Origin of the sequence: Brasilonema sennae CENA114 (genome assembly GCF_006968745.1) — a bacterium.
Taxonomy (GTDB): Bacteria; Cyanobacteriota; Cyanobacteriia; order Cyanobacteriales; family Nostocaceae; genus Brasilonema; species Brasilonema sennae.
The window spans coordinates 4,120,846-4,146,992 of sequence record NZ_CP030118.1; the positions used below are offsets into that span (position 1 = coordinate 4,120,846).

The 26,147-nt window shown below is 40.7% G+C and carries 20 protein-coding genes; 13 read left to right on the forward strand and 7 right to left on the reverse strand.

The window, feature by feature from the left end:
* Positions 1–224: 224 nt before the first annotated feature.
* The 4 genes from DP114_RS17585 to DP114_RS17600 all read left to right on the forward strand — a co-directional run bounded on the left by DP114_RS17585 (position 225) and on the right by DP114_RS17600 (position 4,588).
* Positions 225–1,103 (forward strand): D-alanyl-D-alanine carboxypeptidase family protein, encoded by an 879-nt coding sequence (locus DP114_RS17585; protein WP_171978227.1) that lies wholly within the window; start codon positions 225–227, stop codon positions 1,101–1,103.
* Positions 1,104–1,166: 63 nt separating this feature from the next.
* The gene (locus DP114_RS17590; protein WP_169268719.1) at positions 1,167–2,567 is read left to right on the forward strand and encodes a sensor histidine kinase; all 1,401 of its coding nucleotides are present in this window, start codon (positions 1,167–1,169) and stop codon (positions 2,565–2,567) included.
* A 46-nt stretch (positions 2,568–2,613) separates the two neighbouring features.
* A complete protein-coding gene (locus DP114_RS17595; RefSeq protein ID WP_169268718.1) occupies positions 2,614–3,189 on the forward strand; it encodes a TIGR04376 family protein in 576 nt (191 codons plus the stop codon).
* A 682-nt stretch (positions 3,190–3,871) separates the two neighbouring features.
* Positions 3,872–4,588 (forward strand): hypothetical protein, encoded by a 717-nt coding sequence (locus DP114_RS17600; protein WP_171976699.1) that lies wholly within the window; start codon positions 3,872–3,874, stop codon positions 4,586–4,588.
* 361 nt (positions 4,589–4,949) lie between these two features.
* Here the strand turns inward: DP114_RS17600 and DP114_RS17605 are convergent, their stop codons facing one another.
* On the reverse strand, positions 4,950–5,213 hold the full coding sequence (locus tag DP114_RS17605) for a hypothetical protein (protein WP_169264273.1): 264 nt from the start codon (positions 5,211–5,213) through the stop codon (positions 4,950–4,952).
* Positions 5,214–5,473: 260 nt separating this feature from the next.
* On the opposite strand from DP114_RS17605, the gene DP114_RS17610 reads away from it, so the two are divergent.
* Positions 5,474–6,397 (forward strand): DNA polymerase III subunit delta', encoded by a 924-nt coding sequence (locus DP114_RS17610; RefSeq protein ID WP_169264274.1) that lies wholly within the window; start codon positions 5,474–5,476, stop codon positions 6,395–6,397.
* A gap of 241 nt (positions 6,398–6,638) precedes the next feature.
* On the opposite strand, the gene trxA is transcribed toward DP114_RS17610, so the two are convergent.
* Positions 6,639–6,956: a thioredoxin gene (gene trxA / locus DP114_RS17615; RefSeq protein ID WP_169264275.1), complete on the reverse strand. Its 318-nt coding sequence runs from the start codon at positions 6,954–6,956 to the stop codon at positions 6,639–6,641.
* A gap of 151 nt (positions 6,957–7,107) precedes the next feature.
* Here trxA and fabG point away from each other — a divergent pair, with 151 nt between their 5' ends.
* The 4 genes from fabG (at position 7,108) to DP114_RS17635 (ending at position 10,744) form a co-directional block, all read left to right on the forward strand.
* Positions 7,108–7,872: a 3-oxoacyl-[acyl-carrier-protein] reductase gene (gene fabG, locus DP114_RS17620; protein WP_171976700.1), complete on the forward strand. Its 765-nt coding sequence runs from the start codon at positions 7,108–7,110 to the stop codon at positions 7,870–7,872.
* A 281-nt stretch (positions 7,873–8,153) separates the two neighbouring features.
* The gene (locus tag DP114_RS17625; RefSeq protein ID WP_169264277.1) at positions 8,154–8,996 is read left to right on the forward strand and encodes a YaaW family protein; all 843 of its coding nucleotides are present in this window, start codon (positions 8,154–8,156) and stop codon (positions 8,994–8,996) included.
* A complete protein-coding gene (locus DP114_RS17630; RefSeq protein WP_171976701.1) occupies positions 8,978–10,390 on the forward strand; it encodes an O-antigen ligase family protein in 1,413 nt (470 codons plus the stop codon). The genes DP114_RS17625 and DP114_RS17630 overlap by 19 nt, the downstream gene beginning before the upstream one ends.
* Before the next feature lie 153 nt (positions 10,391–10,543).
* A complete protein-coding gene (locus DP114_RS17635; protein WP_172195237.1) occupies positions 10,544–10,744 on the forward strand; it encodes a hypothetical protein in 201 nt (66 codons plus the stop codon).
* A 43-nt stretch (positions 10,745–10,787) separates the two neighbouring features.
* Here DP114_RS17635 and DP114_RS17640 read toward each other — a convergent pair whose 3' ends face one another.
* Together DP114_RS17640 and DP114_RS34430 are read right to left on the reverse strand one after the other, a co-directional pair.
* Positions 10,788–11,225 carry a hypothetical protein gene (locus DP114_RS17640; RefSeq protein ID WP_216669917.1) on the reverse strand — a complete coding sequence of 146 codons (438 nt, stop codon included), beginning with the start codon at positions 11,223–11,225 and terminating at the stop codon, positions 10,788–10,790.
* Complete coding sequence (locus DP114_RS34430) at positions 11,219–11,371, reverse strand: hypothetical protein (protein WP_211178785.1); 153 nt, start codon at positions 11,369–11,371, stop codon at positions 11,219–11,221. Before DP114_RS34430 ends, DP114_RS17640 begins: the two co-directional genes overlap by 7 nt.
* A 270-nt stretch (positions 11,372–11,641) precedes the next feature.
* Between DP114_RS34430 and DP114_RS17645 the strand changes: the two genes are divergently transcribed.
* Complete coding sequence (locus DP114_RS17645; RefSeq protein ID WP_171976702.1) at positions 11,642–13,012, forward strand: hypothetical protein; 1,371 nt, start codon at positions 11,642–11,644, stop codon at positions 13,010–13,012.
* Between the two features lie 62 nt (positions 13,013–13,074).
* Entirely contained in the window at positions 13,075–13,533 is a 459-nt protein-coding gene (locus DP114_RS35060) for a hypothetical protein (protein ID WP_246162567.1), read from the forward strand.
* Between the two features lie 877 nt (positions 13,534–14,410).
* Here DP114_RS35060 and DP114_RS17655 read toward each other — a convergent pair.
* Positions 14,411–15,898, reverse strand: a complete 1,488-nt coding sequence (locus tag DP114_RS17655; protein ID WP_169268819.1) for a serine/threonine-protein kinase — start codon at positions 15,896–15,898, stop codon at positions 14,411–14,413.
* 676 nt (positions 15,899–16,574) lie between these two features.
* On the opposite strand from DP114_RS17655, the gene DP114_RS17660 reads away from it, so the two are divergent.
* Positions 16,575–17,729, forward strand: coding sequence for a response regulator (locus tag DP114_RS17660; protein WP_169267779.1), 1,155 nt, complete (start codon positions 16,575–16,577; stop codon positions 17,727–17,729).
* 39 nt (positions 17,730–17,768) lie between these two features.
* Here DP114_RS17660 and DP114_RS17665 read toward each other — a convergent pair whose 3' ends face one another.
* Complete coding sequence (locus tag DP114_RS17665) at positions 17,769–17,864, reverse strand: N-acetylmuramoyl-L-alanine amidase (protein WP_246162568.1); 96 nt, start codon at positions 17,862–17,864, stop codon at positions 17,769–17,771.
* Between the two features lie 846 nt (positions 17,865–18,710).
* Between DP114_RS17665 and DP114_RS17670 the strand changes: the two genes are divergently transcribed.
* Positions 18,711–19,142: a peptidoglycan-binding domain-containing protein gene (locus DP114_RS17670; protein WP_169267778.1), complete on the forward strand. Its 432-nt coding sequence runs from the start codon at positions 18,711–18,713 to the stop codon at positions 19,140–19,142.
* 325 nt (positions 19,143–19,467) lie between these two features.
* Here DP114_RS17670 and DP114_RS17675 read toward each other — a convergent pair whose 3' ends face one another.
* A complete protein-coding gene (locus DP114_RS17675; protein WP_171976703.1) occupies positions 19,468–26,025 on the reverse strand; it encodes an AAA family ATPase in 6,558 nt (2,185 codons plus the stop codon).
* Positions 26,026–26,147 lie beyond the last annotated feature (122 nt).

Consider the following 26,147-nt stretch of genomic DNA (forward strand, 5'->3'; position numbering starts at 1 on the left):
CATCGCTGAAAACTGAATATGGAAATGTCAGATAAATCACTCTGTTCTATCTACGTTTTTTCTTTTTAGTAGCCGTCATGAACTGCCGAACCAGAACACATGAAAATTTCTCTTTTCTTGTGAGTTCTGAGTTCTGAGTTCTGAGTTCTATTTTCAAGTCAGAGTGATATACAGCTAATATAGCAACCTTAATGAGGATGTACCTACCGAGTGCGAAGATGAAAATAAAAACTTTTTTAAAGAAGGCTTTTTTTTACATGATGATTGCTTTTCTTTCTTGTGCATTAGTCGCAAGTCATGGAATAAGCCGCGACAAGTTAATGGCAGATGTTCCAACCCTGAAAAATTGTGTCAGTACTCCATCTTTAGAGAATAACAGAATCTTAACTCAATCTTGTACAAATATTCCTCAAACACTCATCTCTCCAACTCCCAGTCAGCCATTTACTCCCAACCAAAACTTAACTGAAAAAGATAGATTCTTATCAGCAGTTACAAATAAGTTACTAAAAATTCCCACTCCTCATACATTTGAATATATACTATTACGTGCTTATGGCTCAGTATTTGTCAACCAAGATCCGCAAATTAAACTTCCACCAAAAGTTCTCTTTACTAACGACCAGGAAACCAAACAATTTCAATCGACTTTAACACTAACTCAAGTGAAGAATACGAGCCAGTGTTATTTACAAAAGTCAGCAGCAGACGCTTTCGACCAAGCACGTTCACAAGTACAAATCCCTTTAAAATCAGGTTATGGTGCTAGTGATTGTAGTCGCAGTTTCGCCACTAATTTGAGATTTTGGCAAAAATATGCAGATAATAAGACTTTAGAACAAGTGCGTCAAGGAAAAGAAACAAAAATCCTTGGTCTAGTTGCACCACCTGGAGCATCACAACATCTTTGGGGCTTAGCTATTGATTTGAGAGTCACCACTGAAGCCCAAAAACAGGCTCTCAATCAATATGGCTGGTATCGGACTGTAGAGAATGATATACCCCATTGGACTTATGTAGGTTTACCACCTGAGAAATTGACTGAGTTTGGCTTTCAAAATAAAGTAGTAGAAAATGTTACTTATTGGCTAACACCATTATAATTAGAATTAAGTTTTGTAATTTTATGGAATAATCAGCACAAAAGTGCCACGTTGCCAAAATCGATGCAGAAACAACCTGATAAGATACTAGCTGCTGTGGAACACGAAACAGCACGGCTAAACAGACTTTATCAGTATGAAATACTCGACACGCCTGCTGAAGCGGACTTTGATGATTTGACTAAATTGGCAGCACAGATTTGTCAAACCCCAGTGGCGTTAATTGTTTTTGTAGATGCATACCGACAGTGGTTCAAATCAAAGGTTGGTATGGAAATTACGAATGCCCCACTTGAGGCTGGTTTCTGCCCATATACTGTCCAAAAAGGTGATACGTTAATCATTCCAGACACTTTAGCTGATCCACCATTTGCCAAGAATCCAGTCGTTGTCTCACCGCCTCACGTTCGGTTTTATGCAGGAATACCCCTGATCACAGAAGAAAATTATTCGATAGGTACACTCTGTGTACTCGACTTTGTACCGCGTCAACTTGAACAACAACAAATTGAAGCACTACAAACTCTCAGTCGTCAAGTGGTGGCGCAATTAGAGCAACGGCTTTTGACTCGTCGAATCACTCAAAAAAATCAGCAGCTAGACCAAGCTTTAAAAGAACTCACTCATACACAAACCCAACTGATGCACAACGAAAAAATGGTCAGTTTGGGTCATTTAGTTGCGGGTATTGCCCATGAAATTAACAATACACTCAATTTTATCTATGCTAATTTGCCCTACGCCAATCAATACACAAAAGATTTGCTAAGCCTAATTAAACTTTACCATAAATACTATCCCAATCCAGTGGTGGAAATTGAAGCTGCAACGACGGCGATTGACTTCAACTTCATTGAGGAAGACGTATCCAAACTTATGTCCTCAATGACAATTGGATCTGAGCGCATTCACCAAATTGTCTTACAATTGCGGAACTTCTCACGGGTTGAGGAAACCGAGAAAACAGCGGTGAATATTCACGAGAATCTTGAAAATACACTGTTACTCCTTGGACACCGCCTAAAAGGTACATCAGAGTATCCGAAGATCACAGTTATAAAAGAGTACGGTCACCTGCCTGAAATAGAATGCTATGCTGGACAGTTGAACCAGGTGTTTATGAATATTCTGACTAATGCAATTGATTCCCTTCGCAGCAATCTCAAGTCAACGATAAACGACCAGCCTACCTTTGAGTGGAATCCATGTATTTGGATCAAAACGGAAGTCTTAGATTTTGATTATGTTGTGATCCAAATTGCTGACAATGGACCAGGTATGACGCAGAAGACATGCTCAATGATTTTTGATCCCTTCTTTACCACGAAACCTGTCGGTTATGGTACAGGTTTGGGTTTGTCGATTAGTTATCAAATTATCAACAACTGTGGCGGACAATTGACGTGTGTTTCAGCACCCGGACAAGGTGCTAAGTTTGTCATCAAGCTGCCAATTGGTGCTTGAATAATTACTACAATGAAAAAAGCACCTAACCTCTGGAGTTCTAGCAGTGGGCTTATTTGACGATTTTAATCGGTTTTTGGAAAACCGTTTGGAGGAATTCTTGCGTAATAATCCGCATTTGGAGTTGGAAGCGCTGTTGGAGCAGCTGCGCGAGCAAGAGGAAGACACATTGAAGCTCATTGCAGATTTACAATTGCAGGAGAAGCGATCGCAAGAACAAATTCTCTCCACAGCTCAAGAAATCCAAAGGTGGCATATCCGTGTAGAAAAGGCAAAATCTCTGAATAGACAGGACTTAGCGGCGGCTGCAGCACAACGAGAAGCCGCACTCTTGCGCGAAGGAAACCAGCTTTGGGGACAAATGCAAGGAGTGAAAGAACGCATCACCCAAGCCAAGGAACTATTGCGCAAAATTCAACAACGGCGACAGGAAGTGCAAGCCAAAGCAGCCCAAGCTCAAACAGCCCGTGCTAAGACTAAGGCGCAGCAGCCCTCAGAAACTAGCGGTTGGTGGGGTGCGACTAGCGGCTCTTTTAGTGGACATGACGATTTAGAGGAGAAGTTTCGCCGGTGGGAAACTGAGGAAGAGTTAGAACAAATGAAGCGAAAGATGGGGAAATAACAATTCAAAATTCGCTCATTCAAAATTCAAGACAGCTTGAGTTGGATTTCAATCCCCAACTCAAGGCGTTTTCTAACAAAAATAAACCTAGGAAATAGGACATAAATTTATATTTATTGTGCTTTGGAATTATATAAGCATGGTAAAATACAAACACAAAAGCGCTCAAAGTTTTAAAATCTGAGGGCGCTTTTGTTTAGTGATTATTGATTAACTAAAACTATGAAATAAAGTTTTTCCGAGATTAAGCTCATTCATATGAATAATCTTATAAAAAATCTTCCAATCAAGGAACTGCTTAAACTGCAGGCGCTTGCAAGGCAGCGGATAGCAGAGGAATTAGCCCAGAAGATGCAAGAATAACCGCAAGTAACAAGAGGATTTGGAAAAGGATTTGATAGAAAGCGACGCAAATAAACGATAAAGCTTGTTTAGTTGCTATTGATGTTATGGCTCTTTGGTAGTATCCAGCATTTTTGAAGTTGGGTAAATCACGCGCATTGAATGTGCAGCTAAATATGGGGGTTTTGTAACAAAAATAAACCTGAGAAATACGACTTAAATTTATATTTCTTGTGCTTTTTGATTATAAAAGCATGGTATAATACAAAAAACAAAAGCGCCCGCTGTCTTGCAAACTTGAGCGCTTTTGTTCAGTAAACTTATCAATTTAACTAAAGTCATGATAACAAATTTTGACTCAACTGCGATCGCTTCTAAAGAAAATTTACAAAAAAATCCTACAATTCAGCAACTGCTTGAGATAGAGGCGGATGCAAGTCGGCAGATAGCACAGCAATTGGCGGATAAGAAGCAAGAGTGCGGCAAGAACAAGCGCAAGTGGCAAGAGTATTTGCAAAAAAACGGTTTAACAGAACGCGACGCGAAGAAACGGATAAAGCTTGTTCGGTTGCCATTGGTGTTATGGCAGGTTGGGACAATCATGGCGCTTCAGCTAGTTACACCCATGATGGAACCTGTACGAGATTACTTTACGGCTACTGGTGATGAAGTGACTCAAGAAGCTGTGCAAGCCAAGATGGACGATGTGAAGCAGATGCGCAAAATGGAGCGCGAACTACTGGCGCAAGAGGAAGAAGTCAGTGTCTGGAAAATGGATAAGAATGGGCGACGGTATTGGGAAAGTGGGAAAAGTTATGATCAAGAGGCGGGAGTTGTATTGGAGGAATTAGTCAAAGAAACTGGGAAACTTCCTCAAACGATAATTTCTGAAGCGCTTTTGCTGAGGTTTGATGGTGGCGTGAGTGTCTCGCGCTTGGTGAATGACAACATCCTTAATGGTGATGATATAGCAGAATTCAAAAGTCAGGAGTCAGGCTTAAGAGAGCATCAGCCGACGGGAGTCAGGAGTCAAACAGCTTTCATATCTGGCGCGTGAAGTCTAGGTTGTGTACCTCTTACGTGTTGCAAACTGCTGTAATTTCTGTGCAAACAGGAAGGTATAACGGCACGAACGTTCTTGTTGAGTCATGATGGGTTGACTCAATGGCATCCAGCTTTTTTGGAGTTGGGGAAATCTTTGTCAGAATGTGCAGCTAAATATCGGGGGGTTTTGTAACAAATATAAACCACAGCCAAAACCAACAAAAAGCTATCACTTAAGCCTTAGGGGCACGCTGCTTTGAATGTGACAAACAAGATCCCCAACAACTTTTACGAAGTCGGGGATCTGTGGCTTTCAATTTATGCGCTACGCACAGGCACTTTCACACAAATCAAATAGGATTGCTATAGTACGTTTAACTTTTTGTTTCAGATTTTTGTAATTCTTCAACAGAATCCGAAATTGTAAAGGAAGGTGAATCATCAAGCAAAATTTGTTGGGGTGATGCTTCGCTTGCATGACTTAAGTAGGAGCCAAAAAGCTTATCGTAATTAGAAGCAACAGCTAGAAATGTTCCACCTAATATGTATATAGGAAGCGGTAAGTTGAATTCTTTCACCCAATCAAACAGTTCTGCTAGGGCAAACAGTACCAAAAAGCAGGCTAGCCAAACTCTCATGTTTCTACCCCTGAGATTTTAACAACTTTATTAATTTTGACGCTTCCACTCCGAAGTGAAAACATGGCGTTCCGCTGGTTTTCATCAACAACGTGCTTCAAAATATATCTATTATAAAGATATTAGCCTGAAAACCCAAAAGGGATGTAACTACAAAGCACGGCACAAGATACAAGCACTACTACCGCCTTCCGACGCTCACGGCGCGGAGCTATTCAACCTAACCAGTCCAAAATCCATAAGTTAAGATCCAAAATTGAATGACTGACGCATTTGCACCACTTGTCGGACAACAGCAAGCAGTGGAATTACTGTTACAGGCTGTAGCAAAAAAACGTATTGCTCCAGCATATTTGTTTGTCGGTTCAGATGGTGTAGGACGGAGTTTAGCAGCACGGTGCTTTGTGGAATTGCTCTTCAGTCCACATCAAAACCGGGTGCGTCAAGGTAACCACCCAGATTTGTTGTGGGTGCAGCCAACTTATTTGCATCAAGGACAACGACTCACAGCAACAGAAGCAGCAGAAAAAGGACTTAAGCGCAGAGCACCGGCTACAATTCGCTTAGAACAAATTCGGGAAATTACTGGATTTGTAAGCCGTTCGCCGTTGGAAGCACCAAGACAAGTGGTTGTGCTGGATCAAGCAGAAACTATGGCGGAAGCTGCAGCAAATGCTTTGCTCAAGACTTTGGAAGAACCCGGACAGACAACGCTGATTTTAATCGCGCCTTCAGTTGAGTCTGTATTGTCAACATTGGTGTCGCGCTGTCAGCGAATTCCTTTCTATCGTTTGGATGCAACTGCAATGGCTCAAGTTCTGACACAAACAGGGCATGAGGAAGTTTTGCAGCATCCAGCAGTGTTGAGTGTTGCGGCTGGCAGTCCGGGAGATGCGATCGCATCCTACCAACAACTGCAAGTTATTCCCCCTGAACTACTCAAAACCCTGACCAAAGTCCCTTCATCTTACCGTGAGGCTTTGCAATTAGCTAAACAAATTGATAAAGATTTAGATACAGAAGCTCAATTGTGGTTAGTTGATTATCTGCAACAATTTTACTGGCAACACAAGCGTCAACCAAGCATGATTCAACAGTTAGAACAAGCTCGCAAATCTTTGCTTTGCTATGCTCAGCCGCGCCTTGTTTGGGAATGCACACTTTTATCATTTGTCATTCATTAGACTTCGTGGAAGTTGTAGGGAACGCTTAACGCTTAACGCTTAACGCTTAACAGCTCTATTAGCCATTCGTTGAAATCAGTAACTATCATGTACTTCCGCACACCCTTACACCCCTACACTCCTACACCCTTACACACGCCAGATACCTAGGTCGGGAGACCCTCATCAAGTACTGGCTCCCCTACACTCATCTTCAAGCTAGTAGAGACGTTACATACAACGTCTCTACCTTCAAAGCCAATTAAATCGATGTCGTTAAACGTTGCACTAACTGCGGTGTTTGCAGCACACCCTCAATCCGATCCACTGGCTGACCCTGCTTAAATAGTACCAGCGTTGGTAGAGCATAAATTTCATATTGACTTGCTAATTCTGGATATTTTTCAGTATCAATTTTGACAATTTGTATGCGTCCTTGGAGCTGAGCGTTAACTTGCTCTAAAATTGGAGCCATCATATGACAAGGTCCACACCAATCTGCATAAAAGTCTACCAACACTGGTACATCTGCACCAGACAGCATCTCCTCAAAGCTGTTGAATTCTTTTTTAGTCGCCATGTGACACGTACCACTTTTCTAGTGTTTGACTGTTTGATTTTTCAATAGTAGTTCCCAAGAGCGCTTATCTGTCAAATCCTAGATTGTTTTTATTCTTGATGCACAATCAACCTATGATAATTAGCGCTACGGATCATAGAGAGGAATATTTATGGAACTCTTGCCAGAAAATTTGCAACTTTTGCGTGACAAGGTAGCTATTGTTACCGGTGCTTCACGGGGAATTGGGCGGGCGATCGCATTAGAATTAGCGGAACTAGGAGCCAATATCGTCGTCAATTATGCCAGTTCCAGCAATGCAGCCGAAGAGGTCGTCGATACAATCACAAAAGCCGGAGGAAGTGCTATAGCGCTTCAAGCTGACGTTTCTCAAGTTGATCAGGTAGAAGCGCTGGTTAACACTGTGACAAAAAAGTTCAATCGTGTCGATATCTTGGTTAACAACGCCGGTATCACTCGCGACACACTGCTTTTGCGAATGAAACCAGAAGATTGGCAAGCTGTGATAGACCTAAATCTAACTGGTGTTTTCTTATGTACTCGTGCAGTAAGTAAAATGATGCTCAAACAACGTTCCGGGCGAATCATCAACATTACCTCTGTCGCCGGACAAATGGGTAACCCCGGACAAGCCAACTACAGTGCTGCCAAAGCAGGCGTCATCGGCTTTACTAAAACCATCGCCAAAGAATTTGCCTCTCGCGGTATCACGGTTAACGCTGTTGCTCCCGGTTTTATCGCCACGGACATGACAAGCGATATCAACGCTGAAGAAATTATCAAATATATTCCGCTAGCTCGTTATGGTCAACCAGAAGAAGTCGCTGGGATGGTGCGCTTTCTTGCTGCTGATTCCGCCGCTGCTTATATCACCGGACAAGTTTTTAACGTTGATGGCGGTATGGTGATGGCTTGACACTCGCTTTGCTCAAATTCAAAATCACCGTAAGCGCAAGCGCACGCCAAGGGCGAACGCGCAGCGTGCCCTACGGGCATAGATTGGAGTCTCCGGAGGAGACGCTGCGCGAACGGAGGAAACCTCCGCTCCAACTTCTCTCAAAATGCAAAATTCAAAATTAAATTTCTTTTTTTGAACTTTGAACTTTGAACTTTGAATTTATTATGACGACTCATGAGTCCAAAAAGCTAATAGTAGAATAAAGTACAGAAAAGCTGTATGGAACGGAGGAACGGAAATTGGATGAACTAAGGGTAGCACTAGAGCTAGCAAGCGACGAAGAATTGCAAGATCTAACGGCAATTCTGTTTAGTCGTAAGTTTAATCCTCTAGATTATGTTCACACACCGGAACCTATAGAAGTGCAAAGCAAAGGTCGCAAAGCTTGGCTAGATGCACTAGAGCAACGCTTTCGTTTTTTGGCAGCAGATGGGATCACGGTTCTGCGGGGACGCAGCCGTCAGGTGACTTACCGACAAGCGCTGATTCAAGTGTGTAAATATTTGAAAATGCCTTATTCTAGTCAACTGACAACAGTTGATTTAGAAGCTGAGGTATTTCTGCACCTGTTGGGGCAGGTGTGGAGAAAATTGCCACAAAAGGACAAGCAAAAATTGACTGTGCGCATACAACGTCAGCTAGCAAAAGCAGAATTAACAGAACCGCTACCACTGACATTGCAGCGAGATCCCTTGGGATTACTTCTCAAAGGCGGTAGCGCCCTTGCTGTCACCTCCGTTCTCCAGCCAGTGTTGCTCAAACAAATTGCTCGTCAATTTGCGATGCACTTTGCGACATATCAAGTTGCCAAAGAAGCCGTGATTCAAGGTTCTGGAGCAGCAGCAAATCAGTTTCAAAATTATGCCACACTGCAGATGGCAAAGCGGGGTATGACTGTTAATGCCGCTCGTTATGGAGTCACTCGCAGTGTGTTTGCCTTTTTAGGACCAGTGATGTGGAGTTGGTTTCTTGCGGACTTGGGGTGGAGAGCGATCGCCACTAACTACGGTCGGATTATACCTACCATCTTTGCCTTAGCTCAAATTCGTTTGACTCGTGCTGAATGTTGGGAACCTGCTTGAAAACAGCTTTTCGTCATCCCAACCCTAGTTTGCAATCTTCTTGGAACTATGCCCAACTGGGAATACTCGTCTTCCCATTGCTTCCGTTTCTCGGCGCTGTGGGTATAGTTTTAGCAATCTTGGGAGGTTGGTTCACTCAATACCGCGCAATTATTCGCCGTCCCCTGCACTGGGGATTTGCGCTTCTGAGTGTCTTCATGCTGATCACCGTTAGTTTTGCCAACGACAAAACAGCGGCTTTCCTGGGTTTATTTAATTTCTTACCGTACTTTTTAGTTTTCGTTAGCTTTAGCACGCTTATTCAGACGCCTGTACAATTGCGGCAGATGTCTTGGATTTTGGTGCTTGGTTCTCTACCAGTGGTGATTCTCGGATTTGGGCAGTTGTTTTTAAACTGGTCTTCTAAAATAAGAATTTTGTGGTTTGTGGTGGAATGGGAGATAGAACCTGGAGGACAACCAGTAGGTCGCATGGCTTCCGTATTCATGTACGCCAACATCAATGCTTGTTATCTGATGATAGTTTTCATCCTAGGGATAGGGTTGTGGTTGGAAAGCTATCGGCGGATGAGGAGACGGGCAGACAAGCCCAAAGACCACCCAGGGAGAAACACAGTGACACAGGGAGGGAAACTTCCTACATTCCCTCACTCCTTGACTCCCTCACTGCTTGACTCTGCTGGCTTCGCCTTCTTCTTCTTGACGGTGGCGATGATTGCCATTTTTGTGGCGTTGATTTTGACTGACTCGCGCAATGCTTGGGCGATCGCCATTTTTGCTTGTTTAGCTTATGCGGTTTACGAAGGGTGGCACATTCTTGTGGCTGGTGTTGCTGGTATCGTCGCCAGCGTGCTTTGTGCTGCTTTTGCTCCTTTGGCTATAGCTCAATTGTTTCGTAAGGTTGTTCCCGCGTTCTTTTGGGCACGTTTAAACGACCAACTATATCCTGATAGACCAATCGCCTTACTTCGCAAAACACAGTGGCAATTTGCGTTGTCTTTAACTCAGCAACGTCCTTGGACAGGTTGGGGTTTACGCAATTTTACTCCTCTGTACGATGCACAGATGCATATTTGGTTAGGACATCCCCACAATTTGTTTTTAATGCTATTTGCGGAAACTGGTTTTCCCACGACTCTTTTATTCTGTGGCTTACTCGTTTGGATATTTATTGGGGGTGTCCAAGTGTTGCAAAAGTTAAAATCTGTAGATCAGGCAGAAGATAAATTGATATGTTTCAGTTATCTTCTGGTATTTGTGGGCTGGGTGTTATTTAACACAGCAGACGTCAGCTTATTCGATTTTCGCCTCAATACGCTCTCGTGGTTATTGTTAGCTGCTATTTCTGGAGTTGTCTATCGCCATAACTATCACCAAAGGCTTGCGGTGAAATAAAAACTTATAGGGATGGCTGGCTGAAAACTCCGGAGGAACAGCCACGTAGTGAAGGCAGCTTTCCGGGGGAAGCTTCCCCCCCAAACGTGCCGCCCATATTCCGTGCTTTAGACCGGAGACGCCAGAACAAGCGTGAGGGAGACCCCTTCGGGTATGCGCAAAGCGCACGCCTTACGGCGTTCGCGCAGCGTGCGCTTTGCGCTTACGCCAGATGCCTGGCTGTCGGGAAACCCTCCCGCAGCACTGGTCTCACCTCATCAAGTACTGGCTCATGAAAGCCGCCGACGCAGGATTTATCCTGGCTTGATACAATCTTTGCTTACTCGACATACTTCCCTTTATACTGGAGTTTAGACTAATCCATGACAAAATGGCTCAGCAGCACTGAGTTGACAAGCTACACAGCTGAAAATATGAAAACCAAAAGGTCAAGCTGACTTTGCTGGTTCTTTCTTTGGCTTAGGAGTAGTTTTTTTAACTGTAGGGTAACGAATTCTACGCAGCCGGGGTTTGCCAGTAGTCCAGCCAGGGGACTTTCCACGGGGTTTGGGTGCAGGTACAGTCGCCAAAATTCAGACAATTCAGGCATGTCCATTCCTACCCATGCAAGCCATAAAGGTTTAGATTGATTAACTGCATCTTCATTCAAACGCTGCACTTGAATCCAATACATTTTTATCTTGGCAGATTGTTGAAAGTGAAGATTACGCCACAAATGCAATCGTAGCAACCCTAAGTTTGGATCTTTGAGTTCTACAAATTGATCAGCCGTCCACCCTTCGGGTTCGCAGTCGCCTGGCTGTCGGGAAACCCTCCCGCAGCGCTGTCTCACCAAGTTTCGCTGTCGTTGAGCTTGAATTTATCCCCGTGGATACGGGGACGACCTACCCCTGTATAAGCTTTTGGCTCACCATAAAGTAGACGATTTGAGCGCAGTGAGCAGAATAAAATTTTCATCAACCCTTCAAAACGTCCAGCCATAGGATGATACATCCTCTCTTACTCAAGAGGCATATTATCACCTTCTGATATTAGTGAGATAGATTTATATTTTTATCCGGAGCGAATTATAGATAACAAGAAATCTAAGTAAACAAAAATAATTATTTTTGTTTATAATAAAACCTAAAAAAAGTTAATTACAACCCAGAATAAACAGAATAATATTGACATTAATGAATAGCTAAGTAGTTAGCAAAAAAGCTAACTTTTACCTAGATAAACGCTTTATTTCCCAAGAATAGAATCACTATGATCACTCCAAATCAACTAATTTACTCTGACAAACTAGAAGCCAAAAATATCTACAATGTAGCGATTCTAGGTGCTGGTCCAGCAGGTCTGGCATCGGTGGCCGGTCTAAAAAATCATAATGAAGTCATAATAATTGAGTATGGTATGCATACACACAAACGCTCTCATACCAATGCCTGCCACCTAGGTGTTGGAGTTGGTGGTGCAGGACTTTTTTCAGATGGAAAATTTAGTTATTACCCTGCTGGAACAGCCGTATATCAGTTGAGCAAAAAAAATGTAATTACAGAGGCTCATCAATGGGTTGAGGGCATAATGGCTAAATATGGCATTGAAAGTAGCACTATTGCAGATATGAAATTTGAAAAGCAAGATTTTACTTCTAAAATTATGGAAAAGAAGTATCCTTCATTCTATGCATCCTTACAGCAAAGAAAGAACTTGATGCTTGACATTGCTGATATTAAAAACAAAGCTCATTTGCTAACTGATACAAAAGTTTTAGAAATAGATAAGTTGGGTTCGGTATACATTATTAAGACACAAGATGTTAGAACAGGTATTGTTGATACTGTGAAAGCAAAGAAAATAATCATAGCAACTGGTAGGTTTGGAACTAAAGAACTAAAAAATATGCTAGAAAATAATATTAAGTTACCTTTCCGCTATCTTAGGACGGAGTTTGGTATTCGTCTTGAATCTTCTAGCGACATAGGTTTTTTATCCCGCAAGGACAACCCTGATGTGAAATTTATATGGAGAAACAAATTTGGTGAGGTTAGAACTTTTTGTACATGCAGGAATGGTGAAATTTGGAGTATCCCTTATCAAAACGATCTATCAGCTCTATCTGGACGTTCTGATGGTCCGAAAAGTGGATTTTCTAACTTTGGTCTCTTAGTCCGCATCAATTCAGATACTGAATTAGGAAAGTCAGTTATGGAGAAAGTTATTAACAATGATGCAATTAAAAATCAAGAAAGCATTGTACAAAGCTTGCATAGTTTTCTTGGTCGCAACATTCAAGATACAATTGATGAGTATAAAGACTTTAAAGATATAGTAGCTGAAAGACCTTGGTTTCCTAAAAACAAGTTTAAGAAAGGAAATATCAGAAAGCTATTAGGGAAAGAATGTAGTGAACTATTAACCATTGCTATTAATCATTTACTAGATATGTCTCCGGACATGGATCGTAAGGATGTGCCGCGCAGTCACATTGGATATAGTGAGTGTAAAAAAAATCAAAGGAGGGCTGCGGTTGTAGCAGACACCTCCCAACGGAAGATGAGAGAAGCACAACCAACTCTGATCAACCGTTATGGATGTTTTTGCACGATGACGCGAATTTCGTCAAGCCGCATATAAATGTTTGTGTAGAGCTAAAGATGCAACATTTGAGTTAATGGATGCAGTATTGCTAACGCGCAATGCTTACAGCTTGGCAGATTTGTCAATGTCTCCGGTATTCCGTCGTCAGTGGTCGAGCATCTACGTTCGCGCAGCGTGTCCCCTTGGGACTCAGCAATACAAGATACCAGACCGCAACGAAACAAGTTGATGCGGCTCCCAAACTTTCTACTCCAAAGCAATGCGACCGTTGGAGTGACCTGATGCCACTAACGACTTGGGAACTGTGGCTTGCTCGTGATATCGTTAATGATCGTCCGCTTCCCTGGCAAAAACCAATCACTAAGCTCACGCCTGGAAGAGTTGCACAAGCTATGGGAGGAGTTTTAGCGTGGATTTCTACTCCTACCCAACCTCCAAAAACACAAGGGTTATCTCCTGGTTGGAAACCGGGACAATTACGTCAACGTAGAATCCGATACCCTATTGTTAAAAAGCGTACTTCTAAAACCCCGAAACAACAACAAGAAACCGCTTAATTTTTAGTTTTTTTGATTTTTACATACGAGATTTCTTTACTCAGCATCGCTGAGTCATTTTGAGCTTTCTAGTCTAAACTCCAGTTTATAGCAGTTGCCAGGTAGATTAGGACATGAACTAATAAGAAAATACGGACACCACCAGACCATCAAGCCTATTAAGCGCGATGCACTGAGCTTGCGTTGCCCTGAGCTTTGTCGTAAGCGCAAGCGCACGCCAAGGCGAACGCGTAGCGAGTCCGTTCGGCTTTGCCGTGCCCGTAAGCGCAAAGTGCACGAATCGAGCGAACGCGCAGCGTGTCCCTTTGGGACTCAGGGCTCAGGACTCAGGGTCGAAGTGTTCCCTGTTAAGCGTTAAGCGTTCCCTGCTATAGCTCATTGCTCACTGTCTAGATTTTTCCGAAGATACACTGTTGTTTCTAAAGTTACAGATTCATAAAATTACTCTTATACGACTGTGACTGTGTATGTGGATCATCCCGCATTTTGTCACATTCGCTGATTGTTGGGAAGATGTAGGAATAGCTTTTTATAGTGTTTTCCTGCATGACGGGCATCTCTTGTAGATGCCCTTACTTTTTTAAGAAGAACTCATACCATTTTGGATTTTAGATTTACCGATTGTCAAAGAGTTACTGGTAATCGCTTAATGCATTCCATCTGTCCCAAACATTTTTTGAATTGGTATCAGACGTGAAATTGGAGTTTAGACTAATTTTGGATCTCAAACCGCCAAAGCCTTATCCACCAGAGGCTTTTCCAATTTATGACTGCTTTAGGATTCCGAAATCTAAAATGCTTGCTATACAAGGGTTGTAGTCTAATAAATAGAATTTAGTCTAAACTCCAGGTGAAAGCGTCAACGTTTCGACTTCGCTCAACGTAAATGATTAATTCTGCTAGCAATCGCCCCAGGGGATTTGATCTGACTTGTGATTTTATGAATGCGTTCTTTAAATTTTTGTGCTTTTTGCTCATCAGGAATTTCTGCCATCAAAGTTTCTATAAGTTGGGTTGGAGTTAACCTTGGGTGTTCGTTTAAAGCATCTTTGATAAGAATGACGCTAGCAAAAGGACCAACAAAACTAATTAGTTCTCGCCGACAACGATCTAAAAACTCTGGATCGCTAATTGCAGGATAATTTCCAAGGGCTTGGTATGAACTGCTAGAAGCTGAGTTAGGTTCAACAGCAAGTTGGAGGCGATTTCTAAACTCTTGTGCCTTTTGTGGATCAAAAATTTCCCTAGCTAGCGCTTCGCTAAATTCCTTTTGGGCTATCTGTGGGCTTTGGTTCAAAGTGTTTGTCATCAAAACACTGGCGATAGGACCAACAAAACTAGTTAATTCTCGCCCGACAAACTCTAAAAATTCTGGGTTGAGAGAGACTGGTGTTTGTGTATGCGATTGAATATTTGTTTGGCTGTTTTGCTTTTCCTGCCCGTGTGTAGTGTTAGTTTGAATTTGCGGTGTTTTTGGTAACGGACTCGAAACCCCACCAAGTGACAATGATGAGTTATTATCATTAAGTTCAATGAAAACTTCTTTTGCTGATTGGTAGCGCTCTATTGGTACTTCTGCCAACATTTTTTCTAGTATGCGAGCTAGAGAGTCACTGATATTGGCATAGGAGCGCCATTGCCAGTTTAGAGAACCATCCATCAACACATGTGGCATTCTTCCAGTCAAAAGGATAACCGCAGAAACAGCAAGTGAGTAAATATCACTTGAGGGGTAGGAACATCCTATACGTAGCTGTTCTGGTGCAGAGTAGCCAATTTTCCCCACTACTGAATTCTGAGCTGAGTATTGATGATTTGGAGATTGGGCTGATAATATCTGAGTCAATTTCTCCTTAACCGCCCCAAAGTCAATCAGCATGGGTTTAGATTCGTTATGGCGAAGCATAACATTTTCCAGTGAAATATCCCGGTGAAGAATCTTGCGATCGTGGATATATTCCAAAACTGGCAACATATCTAGTAGCCATGCTCTGACTTCAGTTTCGGAAAATGGTCTACCTTTGTTTGAAAGACGTTCCGATAAAATTTCTGAGTAATTTTTGCCATCAATATATTCTAGGACAATAAACAGCCGTTCGTTCTCCGTCAACCAAGCCATAAATGTGGGAATTTGGGGATGCTGAATTTGGTATAAAACTTTAGCTTCCCGCTCAAATAACTCCCTAGATTTACGAATAATCTTTGGTTTCGTGGTTGTAGGTACAAACTCTTTGAGAACACAGGCTTCATCAAAACGCTGAGTATCAAATGCTAAGTAAGTTCGTCCAAACCCCCCTTGTCCAAGAATCTTCTTAATCAGATAACGGTTATTGATTAAAGTTCCTGGATTTATTTGTGCAGTCATTTTAAGTTCTTATTTAATTATGAATACGATTTTTGATTTCATAGGGTTAGAAATTCAAAATTATGCATTCATTTTAGAAAAACAGGAAAAAAAGTGACCAAAACTAGGGGTGTAGGGGCAAACGCACCTAAATTAGTCTTGACAAAAACTATTTTATGTCTTATTACGTCCTTCTCTTGAGAGCGTTGGTAAGTAAAAATATTCTTTTATAGCCGTTGCCAGGTAGATTAGGACATGAACTAATGAGAAAATACGGACATCACGAGATTTTCAACCCTGTTAAGCGTTCCCTGCTATATGTCCTAATAGAGTTGGCGACTGCTATACTAAAAAATATTTTATACAATATCCGACTTGATCGGACTTCAAGATCCGACTTTGCCGACTAGCCCATAAGGGTGTCTATTTAGTAACTTTGCATACAACTAGCAAATATCAGACTTATGTAGATAAAAATTTTCGACAAGGTATAATCGACCTTAAAGATCAAAGAATTTCAGGGTGCGACAATAACCTTCTTTAATCACTTTTGAGAATAAAAATCGATGGCTGTTTGTAGTAAGCGCTGACTACTAACCTAGACAAAAGTCTCTAAATACAGGGATAACAGATTTTTATATGACAAGAGTAATCAAAGAGGAATAAATACCTTATCAATACAGATGCATACTCACCCATGTTCTTTGAAACAGCACTGCAACTTATAGAAGCTAACCTTGAAACCAAGACGGGGAAACATCTGACATCCCCAGAAAAAGAAATCCTCAAAGCTGCTTGGAACAACGAACCATATAACACAGTCGCCGATAGCTTATACTTGAGTGTGGGGTATATCAAAGACTTAGCTTATCCCTTGTGGCAGCAGCTTTCAGACTTATTCGAGAAAAAAGTCACCAAGAATAACTTTCGCAATATACTCACTGAGCAAAGTGCCAAATCCATTCTCACTCCAACAGAAATCGCAGCCTGCGATATTGAGCAAAATTTAGATCCCAAAGGCAATATATTAATTCTTGATGATGTGGTAGAGAACTTGCAGGTGCTCACAGAGATATTAACCAAAAAAGGTTACAAAGTTCGCTGCGTTACCAACGCTGTGATGGCATTCAAGACAATCAACCATAACCCGCCTGATGTGATTTTGTTGGATATTAAAATGCCTTCGATGGATGGCTACCAAGTTTGCGCAACACTGAAAGCCGATGTCGAATCCGCACAAATACCCGTTATTTTCTTAAGCGCCCTAGAAGAAACTATCGATAAAATTAAAGCCTTTGAAATAGGGGGATTGGACTATATCACAAAACCCTTTGAGCCTGAAGAAGTCATTGCCCGAATACAAACCCAACTCACTATCCAACAACAAAAGCGCCAACTACGAGAAGAAATTCAGCAACATCAACAAACCGCAGAAATTCTCTACCAATCTCGCGCCCTCCTCGCGAGTGTATTAGACACTTCCCGAGATGGAATTGCAGCTATGCAGGTGGTAAGAGATATGACTACTGGGGAAGTAGAAGACTTTCGCTATCTGGTAGTTAATCCCGCACTAGCCAAATTATTGGGCAAAAAACGAGAAGATCTGATGGGTACATCCATGCAGAAAACACGATTTAATCAACTCATTCCTAGATTATTTGATTTATTAGCCCAGGTCGTAGAAACAGGACAAGCACTAGAGCAAAAGTTTTACTGGTCAAATGATAATATTCAAAAATGGTATGACTTGACTGCTATTAAATTGGGAGATGGCTGTTCAATTAACATCCGTCAAATTTCAGAAATCCACCAGATGAATTCTCCGTTGACGCAAATAGCGAATTTGGTTTGATAACTTCAGTCAATCGAAAAGTTTTTGTTCACGGGTGCGTTAAACGTTTGCGATTTTTTCTTTCAAGTCAAATGGATTTTTACCTATAGCTCCGGGACCTTTTCCACCATGACCAGGATCAATACATACTTTCATTGCTTACCTCCTTGTAATTCAAATTCAAGAAACAATAAATGTAGTGTAGGAAAAAAGTAATCAAAGAGTTGAATATATTATTCATAAAAAAATATTTATCTTGATTTTGCGTTGTCGTTCGACTATTTGTAAGACTTGTAGTAGTCATAGTCATAGCTCCTTTTAGGCAGTAGCAAAAGTCCTCGATCTACTATTTGTATTTACATTACCAATCTCACACCTTTGTATGCTAGTCGGTAAAGTCGGATCTTAAAGTCGGATCTAGTCGGAAAATTTTTCTTAATCGATTTGAACTCTACCCCTCATGACTCGTAAATGTTCCGGGGGAGGGTAGAAGTGCGATCATCTTTCAGACGGGCGCTGCGCAAACTCTTTTTTCCTTTCACGAAATAAATTTATGTCGCTCCTGGTATCTTCTAGATAGCGGGTTTCTCAACGATTATTTTCCCAGCAAAGTTTATGTGAAAATAAGATTTTCCGACCTGATCCGACTTTAAGATCCGACTTTACCGACTAGCATACAAAGGTGTGAGTCTGATAAGTATATATATAACCAGCAAATACAGTTGGTTAATCTATTTAGAGACGGGGTTGGAAGGGATTTTAGAAGGTTTTTATGTAATTCTTTCCGCCTGACTTTTACAGTAGTTTTCACATAAATGGATCATACCCTTTTTAAAGGCGCAATTATGTGCTTCCTCATGACTATGGTCTATTGACCTGAAAATTGCTGTAAGTAAAATCGCCGAAATCAGTAGGAGCAGTTTACCAATATTGTGTGTAATTGCCGACTATATCCAATTGGAAGGCTCCTGAAAATCAACCATTGATGTGATTAGAGGAAAAATGATGAAAACTTTTGCTAAGTTCGCTCTATCTTTGTGTCTAGCTGTAATGGTGTCTTTGTTTTGGATGACTGATTCTCTAGTAGCTAGTGCTACTCCACTATCAGTTGGCACTACACTTGCTGCTGCTTCAACACAATCAGCCGTCAAAGTTGATTTTATTGGACTAAACTCATCACTAAACACAAAAGCAGAAGTTAAGGCGATTCAAGAAGCCCTGAATAAAGTGGCAACAAAAGCTGGTTTTAAAGCAATTCAGGTAGATGGTGTTTTTGGACCAAACACAGAAAAAGCTGTGAAGAAGTTTCAGGAGCATAAGGGTCTATTATCAGATGGGAAAGTAGGCAAAAGAACAGTAACTGCATTAGAAATATCGTGGAAATCGTTGCCAAAGTTGGCTCAGGCATTAGGAATACCGTCTAATGTTGCATAAGTTGGTTCATCAACAACGACAGTGCTGAGTTAAAGAATGATTGTTAGGCTGAGGGTAATATGTGAGCTTTTTAGCTTACATATTACCCTTCAGCATTATTAGAACACTCTCAAACCAAATCTTCAAGCTCACATTGATCTACAGAATCGTGATATTTTTCATATATTAAGCTGCTTGAAAGGTAAACAAGCTTTTTATTGGGACGGATGCACGAAAAAAGTTTTGCAAAAGTTGTGCAAAAAATTACCTAAATCAAATAATAATGTGTAGCTATCGAGATTTTTTGGATTTATATAATTTGATTTAACAGCAACTGTATTGGAAACTATTCAGTTAAATACAAAATCTTATCAAACTGAAACTTATTCATCCAATCCCTAAGAGTCATGATCTCAAAACTATAAAATGCAGGAATTTCGTCAATGAGTCGAGCAACCAATTCCGCATCAGCATCAAGAGCAGCGTCATGCAATTTAACAATCCATTGCTTGGGCATTTCTGCTAGTAAATCAGATAAATTAAACGCTTCTTCCGGCATGTCACCTGGTCGTTTAGAGAGTTCTATATACTCATAAAGATAGCTCACTCCCAGATATTTTTTCATCACATCAAAAAGGATTTGTTCTTGAAATGGTTTTCGCACAAAATCATCACAACCAGCCGACAAAATAACCACCTTTTCTTCTTCTAACGCACTGGCTGAAAGAGCAATCACAACAGTGGCTTGACCTTTTGTCGTGCTTTTAATGCGTTTAGTAGCTTCAAAACCATCTATAACGGGCATTTGCATATCCATCCAAATCAGATGGGGAGACCATGATTCCCAAATTTCAATAGCTTCTTGACCATTAGTAGCTTCTTGTAGCGCAAAACCAACAGGTTGGAAGAGTCTAACTAATAATTGACGATTATATGTATCATCATCCACCACGAGTAAGCGATATTTTGGCTGGTTGGGAGCGAGCGAAATAACACGACGCTTTTGGGGTTGCTTGTCAATTTCGCTCGGCTCAACGTTCCCGACTTGAATATCAAATTGAAATGTTGTACCTGCTTTTAAGAAAGTAGTTGTGTCATCGTTAAATTCCCTAATAGGATTTTCAGGATGGAAAATTTTTCCACCACTAATAACTGTTATTTCACCACCCATTAAACGGATAAATTGACGGCTAATAACTAATCCTAATCCCGTTCCTTGTTGCAGCTTTTGTCCTGATGTAGTTTGTACAAAGGGTTGGAATAGTTGAGCAAATTCGCTTGGTTCAATACCAATACCCGTGTCTTGAACTTCAAAGGTAATTGAGTATTGAGCGTTCAAAAGAGGTGAATTTTTCCCTATTTCTTGTTCCCTGCGATGCACTGAGCTTGTCGAAGTGTTCCCTGTTAAACGTTCCCTATTTCCTGTTTCCACCTTGACTGATACACTTCCAGAATCAGTAAACTTAATCGCATTACCGATGATATTAATCAGCACTTGTCGCAACTTAACTTCATCTGTGCAAATATATTGATCAACATCAGCAGCGCATTCAAATTGTAACTGTAAGCCCTTATCTTTGGCTGACAAAAGAAATATATTTTCTAAATCTATTAGGAAAGTTTTGAGATTGAAATTATTTAAGGATAGCGTCATGCGTCCCGCTTCAATTTTGGATAAGTCAAGCACCTGGTTGATGAGAGTTAGCAAGTGTTCTCCACTGCGATGAATGTTCTTGAGGTTTTCTTGTTGTTTCGGTGAGAGATTTGTGTCTTGGTTCATCAGTTGAGAAAAGCCCAAAATAGCATTCAAAGGAGTTCGTAATTCGTGACTCATGTTAGCGATAAAAATACTTTTAGCAAGGTTCGCAGCTTCTGCTAACTCTTTCGCCTTTGCGAGTTCTGCTTCTGTTTGCAAGCGGGTGACAACTTCCGACTCTAACTGTGCATTAGCTTGCGCCAGTTCGGTTGTACGTTCATGCACTTTTAGTTCTAAGGTTTGGTTGTAGTTTGTCATTAATGCTTCGGCTTGCTTTCGCACAGTTATATCTTGAAAAACAGCGATCGGATACTCCACTGCACCACTACAATCAAAAATTGGCGTGCTGGTCACTTCTAGAAAAATGATACGATCAGTTTGGTGTAGTTCTAAATCGTCTGCTGTGACTTTTTCACCCCCCAGACTACGCATGATAGGTAGTTCTGCAGTTGGGTAGATTTGTCCCGTACCTGCTCGATAAACATGGTATTGTTCTGATAATTGCTCTTTAGTAGCTGTTGGGAAATCTTGAATGTTAAGTAACTGCTGGGAAGTTTGATTGGTGTAGATGAGTTTTCCTGTGAGATCGCGGATAGAGATTCCCACTGGAATGGCATTTAAGAATTGATTGAGACGGTTTTGATTTGACTGGACTTGAGCATAAAGTCTGGCGTTGGTAATGGCGATCGCTGCTTGAGTAGATAGCAGTTGAATGATTTCTAATCGCTGTGGTGTAAATACGTGAGTGGCTAAATTATTTTCTAAGTAAACAGCGCCAATCAGTTGTCCATGATTCAGCACAGGAAAACACAAAATAGATTTAGGCTGGCGTACTGTGATGTAGGAGTCATAGAGATTTTGAATTTTTAGCTTCCTGGTTTCTACTTGCGAATGCGGATTTTGAATTTGATTAAATGCGTCACCCAAAACAATAGTTTCTTTAGTGCGGGCAACATAATAAATAATAGACGTAGGTAAACAAGTTTCAATAGCAATAGACTGCAATACTGTAATCTGCTCATTTTCAGTGTTACCTGATGCTTCTACCCTGAGTTCACCATCTTTTTCTAAAATTAAATAACCAGTTTGTGCCCCAGCATTTTCCAACAAGATTTTCATCAAAGTAGAAAGCAGTTTATTTAACTCAATTTCGCTGGTAATAGCAAAGGATGCTTTCATCAATGTTGCTATATCTAAAGCTGACTCTAAATTATTGCCAGTTGACCGATTTGGTAGACTGGTGCGTGTGTCAATGAAGGTATTTTCTGTTGTTACTTTTTGGAAAAATTTTGGATAGCGTGACTCTAAATCTTCAACTTTAGCTATTGCTCCCCACAGTTCATAACAGTAGTGAGCTTCTTGAAAATAAGTTTGAGCAATTTTCTCTTTACCCCATGCAAGGTAAAACTTAGCAGCTAGTTCATTGGCTAGGGCTTCTTCGTTGAGGTATTCATTTTGTTTGGCAAGAGCAATAGCTTTTTCATAATAGTCTATTGCCTTGAGGTTTTTACCAGAAACTCGATGTCGCTCTGCTTCCACTAGATAGAATTTATGCAGGTGAGTCATGGGAGCAAAATACGCCCATTTTTTGAGCTTTTTCTGGTTCGATCTAACCTTATGGAGGACAAGTTTTTGTTCAGAGGAGGAGATATCAGTATAGATAGCAAGATGGACTAAAGAATTGTAGAAGTGAGACAGAGGAATTGTTCCTAAAGCACTGTCAAGATTTTTTTCGACTAACTGAGCATTTTCTAAAGCTTGCTGATAGTCTTGAAAAAGATAACCGAGAACTAATTTGTAAAAATAGAGGGCATGACAGATATTCTGAGCATTTGCTTCTAAATGTAGGGGTAACATTTTGATTTCGTCATAGCTTTCACCAATTAAACTGCACTTCTTTTCAGTGCGTCCTATCAAGTTCAATACAAGCTGTCGATTGAGTTGGTTATAATAAAAAGCTGTTTTTTGTTTGAGTTGGCTGAGGGTATGACTGTACGTTGCCATCTCTTGCTCGATTGTTGCCAAGTCCTTACCCAATACATAGGAATGGTAGGAGTATACGCAGGCTGAATAAGCGGCATATTCTAAATCTCCAGTCTCCAAACCAATCGAGTAAGCATCCAACAAAGGGGTTAAGGTATTCCTAAGATGCTCTTTCCAATGATTGATAAAGTAATTAACGATAAATAACGTCCTAGCTTTGAGTTCTTTATCATTAAACTTATCGAGCAACCTAAGAGCCAATTGACCGAATTGATAACCAGTTTCAATATCTCCTACAGCTTCACCACAAAGAATTAATCCGTAAGCGGCATAACCATAGGCAGACACAGAAGTATTGCCGTATTTGAGTGATAGATTGACCTGTTTCAACACCAGCAGCCCAAGCAGTTCAGGTGAGGCAAAGTAGGCAGCAGAGGCTACACGCGATAGGATACGCATAGCTGCTAGCTTGTAAGGGTTCGTCATTGCTGGCAGGTTGATTAAATCTTCGACTCGTTTCCCTACCAAAGCTAACTTTGTCCTCACCAGTTCAAGTAAAATATCTAATTTATTTGGCTTTTTTGGAAAGCTAATTCCCAACAGCTTCAAGACTGAAAGTCCCGTCTTGATCCCTTCCAATGGTTTATTGTAGACTGTGCAAGCTTGAATCTTTACTTCATATATCTTCACTTTATCCAAAAGTGTTCTGGCTTGTTGTAGTACAACAAAAGCTAATCTCTCCATTTCCTCAAAGTCGCCACTCAAGATAGCAGCTTCTGCTGCTTCCACATAGACTGTCAGAGTTAGATCATACTGACGAATCCAGCTATCTACCGAAAGACAATTCATGCCAATTCTTAAGTAGTTCCAAGCTGGTTTCCAAGCGGCTGAAGCCTTCGCTTTTTGACCAGCCATGAGATTTAATTGAGCGAGTTTATCCTTTTCTAACTGAACGTCTATTGCTTCAATACCGAAGTTGAGTTGATTGACAATATCAAAAATCTTTTGTTGGAGTACCTCTTGCGGGGTATTTTTGCACAAAAATTGCCCGACTTTCCAGTGAACGGCTTGTTTGTTGTCTGGAGGAATTAGGGAATAGGCAGCTTGCTGAATGCGATCATGAGCAAATTTATAAATAATTTTTAATTCGTTCAATTCTCGGTCTGTTTGAAGAAATTTGTAATCATCTCCGACAGGTAATATCAATCCCGCTTGCATGGCATCCCATAATTCATTAGTCGTTTCTTTTTGAGGTTTTTCATTAATAATTGACAGCGTTTTCACATCAAATTGGTTTCCAATACAAGCGGCTAACCGTAAAACGTTTTGTGTTGACTCTGATAAGCTTTGAATCTTTTCACACATTAATTCCACAACATTATCAGTAATATTTCGAGATATAATTTGTTTTAAATCCCAAGACCAAGCCCGAGAATTACTATCATATTTGAGTAATTTTTCCGTATAAAGTGACTTCAAAAACTCTTTAATAAAGAAGGGATTTCCCTGTGTTTTTTCCCAAACCAACTCGGCTAATCTTTGAGTAGGGAGGCACTCAGCCTTTAACGTATCTGCAATGAATTCATTCACCTGGTTTAAATTTAGGGGTGAAAGAGAAAGATGGTTAATGAGTGCCCCCTGGTTGTTCATTTCAGATAAAGTCAGCATAACAGGATGAGTTGCGCTGACTTCGTTATCTCGATAAGCTCCAATCAAAAATAGATATTTAGTGTTAGTATGAATCATTATCTGTTGAAGCAATTGCAGCGTGGCGCTGTCTGTCCATTGAAGATCATCTAGAAATAGAACGAGGGGATGCTGTTTTTGACTACATACCTGGATCAAGTTTTGAAAAACTAAATTAAACCGATTTTGTGCTTCTATTGGAGGAAATTTGGGTACGAGATGCTGTTTGCCAATAATCAGTTCAATTTCTGGAATGACATCAATAATAATTTGTGCGTTGACTCCTAATACTGCTACAATCTTCTGCTGCCAGTGTTGTAACTGAGCTTCAGTTTCGGTCAGCAATTGTCGCACTAATTCTTGGAATGCAGCAATTAAAGCTTGATAAGGAATATCGCGGTTAAGCTGGTCAAATTTACCCGCAATAAAGTATCCGCGTTTTTGAGTAATGATCTGGTAAATTTCTTGGACTAAAGCTGATTTTCCAATTCCAGCAGATCCAGAAATGAGCATAAGTTCTGTTTGTCCTTGCGTGACTCGCTCAAAGGCAGTAAATAAGGACTCAATTTGTGATTTTCTGCCGTAGAGTTTTTCAGGAATTTGTAAGTTATCATTAATATCTTGGCATCCCAAAGTAAAAGTTTTGATTTCACCTGTTTGATATTGAGTCAGACAAGTTTCTAAATCTCCCTTGATTCCCCAAGCGCTCTGATATCGCTCGTCTGCTGTTTTTGCCATTAACTTCATGACAATTTCTGAGATATTCAAGGGAATGTCTGCATTAACTGCATGAGGAGGTATCGGTTGTTTAGCAATATGGCAATGTATCAACTCAAGTGCATCCACAGATTCAAATGGAACCTGAGTAGTGAGCAATTCATAAAAAGTGACACCAAGAGAATAGAAATCGGTGCGGTAATCGAGCGATCGATTCATCCTGCCTGTTTGTTCTGGAGAAATATAAGCTAATGTTCCTTCTATAACATTAGGACTTTTGAGGCTGGTATTCTCTTTTAAGAAAATGCTAGACAAGCCAAAATCAATTAATTTTAATTGTCCAGTTTGAGGATTTAAGACAATATTGGATGGATTAATATCTTTGTGAATGATATTAATTTGATGAAGTTGTCCTAAGATATTTGTTATTTGGATAGCAATGCAGAGAAACTCTGCTAAAGAAAAGGGACGCTGTTCCAGCAGTATTTTTAAAGATTCGGCTCCAAAATCTTCTAACAATATAAATTGTGTGTTCTGGTATTTTCTTAACTCGTAGGCTTTAATCGTTCCCTCTAAATTGAGATGACTAGTGATTTCGTATTCTTGCTGATATCGATAAAGTTCGGCAGGCGTGGGATAATCCTCTTTAAGAAGTTTTAAAATCAAAGGTTGCTGATTCTTCTTGAAGACAGCTTTGTAAACGAGAGTATTAGCACTTTCGTAGATTTTGCTGACAATTGTAATATCTGGCAATGAAATCATATTTGGGATTATTTATGCTTACATTAACTCTCTCAAAGTGCTCGAAAATCCTCTCAGATTGGCTATGATATTTACACCAAGTATCTTGGTGTTCAAGCTGATGTCAAAATTCGGTAGATTAG

Bases quoted from the DNA above. Each gene is read 5' to 3' on its own strand.
- DP114_RS17590 (WP_169268719.1), top strand. From the start codon at position 1,167: ATGCAGAAACAACCTGATAAGATACTAGCTGCTGTGGAACACGAAACA.
- DP114_RS17600 (WP_171976699.1), top strand. From the start codon at position 3,872: ATGATAACAAATTTTGACTCAACTGCGATCGCTTCTAAAGAAAATTTA.
- DP114_RS17605 (WP_169264273.1), bottom strand. From the start codon at position 5,213: ATGAGAGTTTGGCTAGCCTGCTTTTTGGTACTGTTTGCCCTAGCAGAA.
- DP114_RS17610 (WP_169264274.1), top strand. From the start codon at position 5,474: ATGACTGACGCATTTGCACCACTTGTCGGACAACAGCAAGCAGTGGAA.
- trxA (WP_169264275.1), bottom strand. From the start codon at position 6,956: ATGGCGACTAAAAAAGAATTCAACAGCTTTGAGGAGATGCTGTCTGGT.
- fabG (WP_171976700.1), top strand. From the start codon at position 7,108: ATGGAACTCTTGCCAGAAAATTTGCAACTTTTGCGTGACAAGGTAGCT.
- DP114_RS17630 (WP_171976701.1), top strand. From the start codon at position 8,978: ATGTTGGGAACCTGCTTGAAAACAGCTTTTCGTCATCCCAACCCTAGT.
- DP114_RS17635 (WP_172195237.1), top strand. From the start codon at position 10,544: ATGCGCAAAGCGCACGCCTTACGGCGTTCGCGCAGCGTGCGCTTTGCG.
- DP114_RS34430 (WP_211178785.1), bottom strand. From the start codon at position 11,371: ATGGCTGGACGTTTTGAAGGGTTGATGAAAATTTTATTCTGCTCACTG.
- DP114_RS17645 (WP_171976702.1), top strand. From the start codon at position 11,642: ATGATCACTCCAAATCAACTAATTTACTCTGACAAACTAGAAGCCAAA.
- DP114_RS35060 (WP_246162567.1), top strand. From the start codon at position 13,075: ATGCTTACAGCTTGGCAGATTTGTCAATGTCTCCGGTATTCCGTCGTC.
- DP114_RS17655 (WP_169268819.1), bottom strand. From the start codon at position 15,898: ATGACTGCACAAATAAATCCAGGAACTTTAATCAATAACCGTTATCTG.
- DP114_RS17660 (WP_169267779.1), top strand. From the start codon at position 16,575: ATGTTCTTTGAAACAGCACTGCAACTTATAGAAGCTAACCTTGAAACC.
- DP114_RS17665 (WP_246162568.1), bottom strand. From the start codon at position 17,864: ATGAAAGTATGTATTGATCCTGGTCATGGTGGAAAAGGTCCCGGAGCT.
- DP114_RS17670 (WP_169267778.1), top strand. From the start codon at position 18,711: ATGATGAAAACTTTTGCTAAGTTCGCTCTATCTTTGTGTCTAGCTGTA.
- DP114_RS17675 (WP_171976703.1), bottom strand. From the start codon at position 26,025: ATGATTTCATTGCCAGATATTACAATTGTCAGCAAAATCTACGAAAGT.